This window comes from uncultured Acetobacterium sp. (assembly GCF_927416815.1).
Lineage (GTDB): Bacteria > Bacillota > Clostridia > Eubacteriales > Eubacteriaceae > Acetobacterium.
In genome coordinates, this window is record NZ_CAKMJU010000074.1 from 1 (window position 1) to 3295 (window position 3295).

3 protein-coding genes and 1 pseudogene are annotated in these 3295 nt (G+C 50.9%); all 4 read right to left on the reverse strand.

The genetic code is table 11. The features are described 5' to 3' along the window. Positions 1 to 140: pseudogene (locus QZ998_RS11005) on the reverse strand (group II intron reverse transcriptase/maturase); the annotation flags it as partial. A 233-nt stretch (positions 141 to 373) separates the two neighbouring features. After that, complete coding sequence (locus tag QZ998_RS11010; RefSeq protein WP_296560569.1) at positions 374 to 1492, reverse strand: 4-hydroxybutyrate dehydrogenase; 1119 nt, start codon at positions 1490 to 1492, stop codon at positions 374 to 376. A gap of 181 nt (positions 1493 to 1673) precedes the next feature. Beyond that, positions 1674 to 3026, reverse strand: a complete 1353-nt coding sequence (gabT, locus tag QZ998_RS11015; RefSeq protein WP_296560571.1) for a 4-aminobutyrate--2-oxoglutarate transaminase — start codon at positions 3024 to 3026, stop codon at positions 1674 to 1676. Next, complete coding sequence (locus QZ998_RS11020) at positions 3020 to 3187, reverse strand: DUF951 domain-containing protein (protein ID WP_296560574.1); 168 nt, start codon at positions 3185 to 3187, stop codon at positions 3020 to 3022. The genes gabT and QZ998_RS11020 overlap by 7 nt, the downstream gene beginning before the upstream one ends. Positions 3188 to 3295 lie beyond the last annotated feature (108 nt).

Consider the following 3295-nt stretch of genomic DNA (forward strand, 5'->3'; position numbering starts at 1 on the left):
AGCCTGCCTTGTCCTCGGTAGGTGTAAAATCCATATCCGAGAAACTTTACTGTAGTGATCCTTGCCACTTTCGTCTTCTCCCGATTTATTTTCAGGAATAGCTTTCCTTCGATAAACGGTGCGATGTGACTGAGTGTTCGCCAGACCAGAAGTTTGCCGCCGGCTTCCTTCAGATTCCCCGTCGCCGGGGACACCCTTGCCTTAAGCTATGCACTTGGTACTATCAACCCGTGCTCGGGACTTTCACCCGTTAGATTACGCCCATGCCGGGCACACCATCGGGGCGAACAGTTGATAAACTGTTCGATCCCGCAGCGAACAACAGATTAATAATTGGTCGGTAGAGCTGTCCACGAAAATCTTTGGTGGGGCATTAATAAAGTTTTGTGTAAATTTCCAGTACCTGTTGGCGGTTTAGGGTGACGTAGTTGTTGGCCATCAGCCGGCTTTGTTTGGTCATGACGGCCTCGGTAAAGGTTTCGAGATCGGCTTTACTGACGCCGTAGTCACGCAGCGCTTTTTTAGTCAGGATGTGGCTAAACAGCTGTTCGATAGCCTGGTAAACAGCATCGGCCTGGCAGCCGAGAATTTTGGCCAGAAAGCCGTTCAGCTCGTTGATGGGGCCATCGGGATCAAGTGCCTGATAGGTTTTGTAAACTGCGCTAAAGAGGGCGTAGTTAGCCTCGCCGTGGGGGACATGGTAAACCGCTCCGAGCGGGTAACTCATCGCATGGACGGCGGCGCAACCGGCGTTGCCAAAGGCGATTCCGGCAAAGGTTGCGGCGATCATAAAGTCCGCCAGCAGCGGTTTGCGGGCATCGGCGCCGGCGGCGGCGATGGTCTGATAGCCACTAAGAATCATTTCCATGGCCTTTTTTGAATAAAGCTGGCTAAAGGGACTGGCCTTAGGGCTGGTGTAGGATTCGATCCCATGAATAAAGGCATCAATCGAACTGGTGGCAAAAACGGCCATCGGCAGCTCGTTAAGCAGTTCCGGTATCAGCACGGCGTAGTCGGCATATAGCTGATCGACTGCCAGCCCAAATTTTGATTGGATCGCAGTCAGTTCCAGAATTGAAATATTGGTAACTTCACTGCCGGTGCCGCAGGTGGTGGGTATCAAAATCAGTTGCTTGTCTTTGATAATATCCAATTCTTTGTTAAATAAATCAACTACCGGGACGGTCTGTTTAAGGGCGAACAGCTTGGCGACATCTAAAATCGTCCCGCCGCCAATGGCAAAGACACGGCTGTAGTGGTAATCTTTGATATCGGCAGCAATCGCCTCGACCATCACATCGGTGGGCTCGCCGCTGACATAGCTGCGGTAGTTAAGCCGAAGTGCCTGGTCACTGATGATGTCTTTAAAATACTGTAAATAGGTCCGGTCACTGATAAAAACCAGGTCGCCTTTGCCGATCTGAAAATGCTCGCCGACCTCATGGCAGTGGTCAAATTCCAGAATCTTGGGGGTAATTCCAAATTGTTTCATTATCGCTCCTTTGTGATCGTGCGTTAAGCCGGCAATCGGTGTATCTTTTTTCTAGGGGTTAGCTGCCGACTAGCCTAGCGACCAATTGTCGGTAGAGGTTTTGACATTTTACGATCGCTTTATTGTAAATTATCGCCGGATTACTCAATGTTTATTTAATAGATAGCCAATTGATCCGGTTTTACACACATTTTTTAAGTGCTTTTTCAAAAATATCCAGACCAGCATCAAGCTGGGCGTCGCTGATCACGAGTGGTGCCAGAAAACGGATGACATTGCCGTAGATGCCGGCACTCTCGATGATCAGGCCCGTCTTGACAGCTTCGTCGACAATCGCTGAGACCAGTTCCGGATATGGCTCTTTGGTCATCCGGTCTTTGACAAATTCGATCCCGACCATCGCCCCGATCCCGCGGACATCGCCGATTTCGGGATAGCTTTCTTGCCAACTGTTAAAGCGATCAAAGATGATCGCGCTAATTTCTAATGCCCGCAAATCAAGGCGGTCGCGCTTCATGATCTCGATCACTTTGAGCGCCGCCGCGCAGGCGACCGGATTGCCGCAATAGGTGCCGCCGATGGTACCGCCCCGTACCGCTTCGATAATTTCTGCGCGTGCGCTGATCGCACTCAGGGGCAAGCCGGCGGCGATTGACTTGGCGGTGGTGATGATATCCGGTGCCGCCCCAACTTCTTGCCAATATTCGGTGGCAAACATTCTGCCGGTACGGCAGAAGCCGGTTTGCACCTCATCAGCGATTAATAAGATCCCTTTTTCGTCGCAGATCTTGCGAACTGCCTGAATCCATTCCAGCGGTGCGGGAATAAAGCCACCTTCACCCTGGAGCGGTTCGACCACAATCGCCGCCACGTGCTCAGCCGGTGACGCTTCTTCAAAGACCCGCTCAAGACTTTCGGTATAATAGTCAATCGCGTCTGCGGACTTGATCCCCGCCGGCTTGCGATAGAGATAGGGAAACTGGGCCCGGTAAATCCCATCGGGAAATGGCCCCAGGCCGTGGGCATAAGCTTTTTTGGCGGTCATCGTCATGGTCAGCATGGTGCGGCCGTGAAACGCGCCAGAAAAGACAATAATATTGGGACGTTTGGTAAAGGCTTTGGCAATTTTCACCGCATTTTCATTGGCTTCGGCACCACTGTTGGCAAAAAAGGTCATCTTCTTATCACCGCGCACCGGCACCATTGCATTCATCGTTTCCGCCAGCTCAACATAGCCCTCATGGGTAACAATATTGAACATCCCATGAAAATATTTGTCGGCCTGGGCTTTCACCGCTGCCACCACTTCGGGATGGGAATAGCCGATGTTGAGCACCCCGACACCGCCAACCCAGTCGACAAAGTGGTTGCCGTCAACATCTTCGACCATCGCCCCCTGACCCCTCTCGATAACCAGTGGGTACACACATTTGATCGCATCGGGAATGGCCGCGGCTCTTCTCCCTATAATCGCCGCCGCCTTGGGGCCGGGTAGCTGTTGGGTAATGATTTCTGGTAATGCATCTTTTAACATGACTGATCCTCCTCTTTTTGTAAATCGATCCGCACCAGACCGCTAAGCGCTAAGCACTGAATACGGAAATCCATACCCGTTCGCATCACTTTCCAATCAATACTTCCACATGGGTGCGGTTTTCGAAGACGAACTATATCTCCCACCTTCAACGGTATCATATAGGTTGATATCGTATACACCCAGTTCTCTTTGATAAAGCGCATATTCACCTGTGAAAGCAAGTGTGACACTGCCATTATTATTATTAACTGTAATAAGATCAAATG

Excerpts from the sequence above, each read along its gene's own strand:
- QZ998_RS11010 (WP_296560569.1), bottom strand. The coding sequence starts at position 1,492 with ATGAAACAATTTGGAATTACCCCCAAGATTCTGGAATTTGACCACTGC.
- gabT (WP_296560571.1), bottom strand. The coding sequence starts at position 3,026 with ATGTTAAAAGATGCATTACCAGAAATCATTACCCAACAGCTACCCGGC.
- QZ998_RS11020 (WP_296560574.1), bottom strand. The coding sequence starts at position 3,187 with ATGATACCGTTGAAGGTGGGAGATATAGTTCGTCTTCGAAAACCGCAC.